4 protein-coding genes and 3 pseudogenes are annotated in these 5,358 nt (G+C 70.7%); 1 reads left to right on the forward strand and 6 read right to left on the reverse strand.

Annotation, left to right across the window (positions count from 1 at the left end; translation table 11 throughout):
- Positions 1–136 precede the first annotated feature (136 nt).
- The 4 genes and pseudogenes from GJ633_RS13460 to GJ633_RS13470 all read right to left on the reverse strand — a co-directional run.
- Positions 137–400 carry a hypothetical protein gene (locus GJ633_RS13460; protein WP_156589229.1) on the reverse strand — a complete coding sequence of 88 codons (264 nt, stop codon included), beginning with the start codon at positions 398–400 and terminating at the stop codon, positions 137–139.
- Between the two features lie 210 nt (positions 401–610).
- Positions 611–1,192 carry a DUF84 family protein gene (locus GJ633_RS13465; RefSeq protein ID WP_156589230.1) on the reverse strand — a complete coding sequence of 194 codons (582 nt, stop codon included), beginning with the start codon at positions 1,190–1,192 and terminating at the stop codon, positions 611–613.
- Positions 1,193–1,211: 19 nt separating this feature from the next.
- Positions 1,212–1,361: pseudogene (locus GJ633_RS18295) on the reverse strand (cobalamin-binding protein); the annotation flags it as partial.
- Positions 1,341–2,310, reverse strand: a pseudogene (locus GJ633_RS13470) (hypothetical protein); the annotation flags it as partial. The pseudogenes GJ633_RS13470 and GJ633_RS18295, both read right to left, overlap by 21 nt.
- A gap of 206 nt (positions 2,311–2,516) precedes the next feature.
- Between GJ633_RS13470 and GJ633_RS13475 the strand changes: the two are divergent.
- Positions 2,517–3,503 carry a phosphotransferase family protein gene (locus GJ633_RS13475; protein ID WP_156589231.1) on the forward strand — a complete coding sequence of 329 codons (987 nt, stop codon included), beginning with the start codon at positions 2,517–2,519 and terminating at the stop codon, positions 3,501–3,503.
- Between the two features lie 63 nt (positions 3,504–3,566).
- Here GJ633_RS13475 and GJ633_RS13480 read toward each other — a convergent pair whose 3' ends face one another.
- Positions 3,567–5,087, reverse strand: a complete 1,521-nt coding sequence (locus tag GJ633_RS13480) for an aldehyde dehydrogenase family protein (protein WP_156589232.1) — start codon at positions 5,085–5,087, stop codon at positions 3,567–3,569.
- A gap of 147 nt (positions 5,088–5,234) precedes the next feature.
- Positions 5,235–5,358: pseudogene (locus tag GJ633_RS18565) on the reverse strand (protein kinase family protein); the annotation flags it as partial.

Genomic DNA, 5,358 nt, shown 5'->3' on the forward strand with positions numbered 1-5,358 from the left:
CCTTCGACGCCGACGCCGTCGCGTTCGCGGACGAGGCGGCCGCGTACGTCACGTACGACCCCGAGTAGCTACACTGAGACGCCGTCACCAGGATGTACGGTCGGCCCGAGGAGAACGGTATCGATAGTGCCGCCGACTACGCCGTCACCATCCACGTCGTCCCGGAGGAGTACCCCCACTTCTCGATGTCGAGGTCGCCGGCCGCGTCGGCGACCGCGGACATGTTCGCGCCGACCTCCTTCGCCGAGAGGTCGAGGTCCTCGGCGATCAGCCGCGATTTGAAGTACGTCCGATCGGCGGCGTGCTCGCGCAGGTACCGCAGGATCCGCGACTGCTTCGCCGAGAGGCCGGCGGACTCTGCAGACTCGACGGCGACCGCGTCGGAACGGACGGTGCTCATACCGTTCGGGAGGCACCGCCGATGCATAAGGGGGTTGGTACGCCCGGTTAACCCGTCGCAGTCGTGCGGTTTCGGTGACGAACGGACGGTGCTGGCGACCGGGCTACCGGTCGTTCAGGTACGGTTCTCGAAGGGCGAAGACGGCCCGACCGGCGCGCGGTCGAGGCGAACGAGTTACGGAGGACCCGGCGGAGCGACACGACGGGCCGATCAGTACAGCTCGGAGACGAACGGCCCGAGCGCCCCGGCGACGGCGGCCGCGAGCCCGTCCGCGCGGTCGACGCGTCCGTCCGTGAGCGCTCCCGCCGCCCCGCCGCGTCGCGCGATCCCGGTGGTGTCGAGGACGTCGTCCATCACGGGGCCGAGCTCTTCGCCGTCCGCGACCCGGGCGGCGACGTCGGCGGGGAGTTCGATGCTCGGCCCGGCGCCGCGGCCGACCTTCGAGCCGTCGGAGACGGCGGCCCACATGACCAGATAGAGCCCCTCGGTCCCCTCGAAGCGGGCGACGCCGCCCTCCAGTCCGACGCCGAGGTCGTACGTCCCGGCGTCGAGGACGGCCGCGGCCCGCCGCTCCGCCCCGGTGACCGTCTCCTCATGGCCGGTCGGTTGCTCGCTCACGCCGGAGTCGACGGGGACCGACTCGACCTCGATCCCCGACTCGGTGTCGACCGTCGGCTCGCCGTCGGCCCTCGAACGCTCGTCCGAGAGACGGTCGTCCGACTCCCGAGCGCCGAGCGCCTGTTCAACCGCGCGCCGCTTCACCGGGTTGCCGCTGCCGACGCCGACTCGCATACCGGGGGTTAGCGCGCGGCTACGAATAGCTCTCGGGATGGAACAGGCGGGCCAGTCGCTCGACGCCGTCGATCAGGGCGGGGCTCGGCTGGTTCAAAAGCGAGTCGTCGACCACGTGGACGGGGGCGTCGACCCAGTCACGGTCCGCGACGGTCGCCGGGTCGACTTCGAGGTACTCCATCAACCGCTCGCTCATCGACAGGTCAGCCAGGTTCGGGGGATAGAAGGGTAACCGCGGTCCGATCTGTGCGTACTCGTACCGGTCCGATGGGACGTACCCTTCGGTCCGCGCGAGGGTGTCGAGGAAGAACCACGTCCGGTGGAGCTCCGCGACCCGTCGTTCGAGGTCGCCCCCCGCGGTCGGGAGCGTCTCGACGTACCCGTTTGTCGAACCGTATCGCGGGGCGGTCGCCGACGACCATCCGCGCCCCGTGGTAGAACGCCAGCGTCGCGAGGCGGTACACGTCCGCGTACGTGGGGCGCACCACCACCTCGACGCCGGTGTCCGGCGGCGACAGCGAGTCCGGAATCGCGAGCGACGTCCCCCGCTCGACGCGCGGCGGGTACCGACGGAGGGTCGGCCACGAGCGCTCCGGGGAGAACTCCGGGATGACCGACCCCAGCGCCGAGACGGCCGAAGCGAGGGCCGTCGGATCGTCCGGCACGGTGATCGTCGCCGTCGGGCGGTCGTGTAACGACCGCGCGCCGACGGTAACGGTCGTGGCCTCGTCGAACGACAGCGTGACGGGCCCCTCACCCGTCATCCCGGTCGCGACGACCGCGGCGTCGGTGACGCGGACGAGGGCCTTGATCGCGCCCGTGACGTCGAAGCAGTACGAGCCGCGTTCGAGCTGGAGCGACCCGTCCAGGTGGGTGACGAACTCGCCGTCGGCCTCGCGGACCGTCACCGACGCGCACGTCGGCACCGAGAGCGACGCCGCCTCGAAGCTCACCGCTCGGTCGACCGGGAACGGGAACAGCTCCGGCAGCGCGCGACGGAATTCGATCTGGCGGTCGGCCCGGAGGCGGAGGTCGGCCCCTTCGAGCGCGTCGCGGACGCAGAGCGTGTCGCCTTCGACCGCGAAGGCGATCCCCGGGTCGTGTTCGTCACCTATCACTATCACGTGATGGTTCGACAACAAATATATGGTTGTCGGTGGTTCCTGCGGGTCAGGGATCCATCCGACGGCCGCGTCCGATTGGGTGACGTTCCCTGGCACGATATCCAGTTCGTAGTGCCGCGAAACGCCCGTCTACGAACCGCTCGACGGACGGACACAAGCTCGACGGACAGGCTTACGACTCCCGGCGCGCGAGGCGAGGTATGGACGCGACCGTGCGGACGGTCCTCGAGGAGGCGTTCCCGGACCGGAGCGTCGACCGGATCACGGCCACCGGCGGGTCGTGGAACGGCGCGAACGAGACGGTCGCGGTCGACGACGGGACGCGCGCGTTCTGCAAGGTCTCGCGCGGTGACGCCGGCCGGATCGCCCGCGAGCGGGCCGTGTTGCGGTACGTCTCCGAGACGCGTCCGATCGCGGTTCCGCCGGTCCTCGCCGCCGACGCGGACGCGGCCGATCCGTACCTCGTCACCGCCCCGGTGCCGGGACGCAGACTCGACGGAATCTGGCCAGACGACGACGCCCGGTCGAATCTCGCCTGCGCCGAGTCGCTTTTCCGGCGCGTCGGGAGGACGCTCGCGACCCTCCACGGAGAACGGTTCGAGTCGGCGGGCGAGATCCGCGGGCTCGCGTCCGCGGCCGACCTCGACCTCGACCCCGCGCCGTGGCCGGACGTGCTGCACGCGACGGTCGAGCGCACCCGCGAGATCGGCACGTGCGAGCGGCTCGCGGACCACTACGACGCGGTGCACGACTGCATCGAGGCGAACCGGGGCCGGCTCGCCGGCGCGCCCGCTGCGCTGTTACACGGCGACGTCGCGGGGCCGAACCTGTTCGTCACCGAGCCCGGGACGGACGAAGGTGGTCCCGACGGGATCGCCGCGATAGACTGGGAGCTGGCACACGTCGGGGACCCCGCGCGCGACCTGGTCCGCGCGACGGACCAGCTCTGCAACGGCTTCGACGGCGAGGGACCCGACCGGCTCGAATCGGCCCTGTACGAGGGGTACCGGGCGCGCGCCGATGGGCTCCCCCGAGGGTTCGAACGGCGGCGACCGGTCTACCGGGTGGTACGCGTCCTCGGGCGGTCCGGGTTCCTCGACCAGTGGGCGACGCACCTCGACACGTCGGTGGAGGCGCTCGCCGACCGAGCGGACGCCGAACTCCGGGCGCGACTCGACGCGGTGTGAACGCCGACGAGTGTCTCGGTCGCGAGCCGATCCGACGGGCACCGTCTCGCGAGTCGCCGCGTCTCAGTCCTCGGTCGTCTTGATGTCGGCGGAGAGCCCCTGTGCCATCTGGATCTCCGTCGAGTTGTTGAGGGTCCACGCGGTGCGGTCGGTGACGGCTTCGATGGCCTCGCGGGCCGAGGGGTAGCCGTTCCCGGACTTCTTCACGCCGCCGAACGGCAGCTGGACCTCGGCGCCGATACACGGCAGGTTCCCGTACGCGAGCCCGAGTTCGGCGTGATCGCGGTAGTAGTTGATCTGACGGTAGTCCTCGCTGACGATCGCGCCCGCCAGCCCGTAGTCGGTGTCGTTCTGGAGCTCGACGGCGCGCTCGATGCCGCCCTCGTACTCCAAGAGCGCGACGTGCGGGCCGAACACCTCCTCGTGGGTACACCGAAGGTCGGCGTCGGGGTCGGCCTCGTAGACGAACGGACCGATCCAGTTGCCCGCCTCGTGACCGTCGGGGATCTCCTCGGCGTCGAGCTCGGTCCGGTCGACGAGCACGTTCACGCCCTCCGCGCGGGCCAGTTCGTTGTACTTCGAGACCTTCTCGAAGTGCTCCGGCTCGATGAGCGGTCCCATGAACGTGTCCTCGGCGAGGGGGTCGCCCACGGCTATCGACTCGGCGATATCGACGAACCGCGCTTTGAACTCGTCGTACACGTCGGTGTGGACGATCAGTCGCTCCGAGGAGACGCAGCGCTGCCCGGTCGTCTTGAACGAGGACATCACCGCGGAGTGGACCGCCACGTCGAGGTCGGCGCGCTCGGTGACCACGACCGCGTTCTTCCCGCCCATCTCGCAGGCGGCGCGCCTGCCAGGGACGCCCCCGAGCTTCTCCTGGATCTGGTGGCCGACCTCGGCCGAGCCGGTGAAGAGGACGGTCGCGACCTCGTCGTGTTCCACGATCGCGTTGCCGGCGTCACCGTACCCCTGGACCAGGTTGAACACGCCATCGGGGATCCCGGCGTCATCGAACATCTCGGCGATTATCTGCCCGCACCACGGGGTCTGTTCGGCGGGCTTCCACACCACGGTGTTGCCCTCGACCAGCGCGATGGCCATGTGCCAGTAGGGGATGGCGACGGGGAAGTTCCACGGGGTGATACAGCCGGTGACGCCGCGGGGCTTCCGGCGCATGTACGCGTCCTTCTCGGGGATCTCGGAGGGCACCACGTCGCCTTTCGGGTGGCGGGCGTCGCCGGCCGCCCACTCGACCATGTGCCACGCCTCGGTGACGTCGGCTTTCCCCTCGCTTATCTCCTTGCCGCACTCCCTGGTGACGATCGCGCCGAGCTCCTCGTGCCGGTCGCGAAGCTCGTGGTAGACGTCCCAGAGGTACTCGGCGCGCTCGATCCGCGAGAGCGCGCGCCACTCCTCGAAGGCGTCGGCCGCGGCGGCGACCGCGCGATCGACGTCCGCCGGCGTCCCCCGGCGGAACGCGCCGAGCGTCTCGCCCGTCGCGGGATTGCGGCTCTGGAACGTCTCGGCCCCCTCGCCGGCGACCCACTCGCCGTCCACGTAGTGTTCGTAGGCGTCTGCCATGGCGTACGCTACCGGCCGGACGGCCAAATATCCACCCCGGCGACGCTCGGTGGCGTCCCCGTGAGCGACCGTTCTTCACTCCGCGTCGAGGCCGTCGCGTCTCGGACGGTCACGCCCGCGGCCCGCGCTCGCGCCGCGCGACCCCGTCGCGCGCTTCTCGATCTCGCCTTTGAGCGCCGCCGCCGCGAAGTCGTGGTCGGGGCGGATCGCGACGAAGTCGAGGAAGCGCCGCGCGGACAGCAGCTCGGCGGCGTCGTACCGCGTCTCGGCC

This window comes from Halorubrum sp. CBA1125, assembly GCF_009742825.1.
Classification (GTDB): Archaea; Halobacteriota; Halobacteria; order Halobacteriales; family Haloferacaceae; genus Halorubrum.

What these genes read in the sequence shown, in the direction of transcription:
- GJ633_RS13460 (WP_156589229.1), bottom strand. Translation starts at nt 400, where the DNA reads ATGAGCACCGTCCGTTCCGACGCGGTCGCCGTCGAGTCTGCAGAGTCC.
- GJ633_RS13465 (WP_156589230.1), bottom strand. Translation starts at nt 1,192, where the DNA reads ATGCGAGTCGGCGTCGGCAGCGGCAACCCGGTGAAGCGGCGCGCGGTT.
- GJ633_RS13475 (WP_156589231.1), top strand. Translation starts at nt 2,517, where the DNA reads ATGGACGCGACCGTGCGGACGGTCCTCGAGGAGGCGTTCCCGGACCGG.
- GJ633_RS13480 (WP_156589232.1), bottom strand. Translation starts at nt 5,087, where the DNA reads ATGGCAGACGCCTACGAACACTACGTGGACGGCGAGTGGGTCGCCGGC.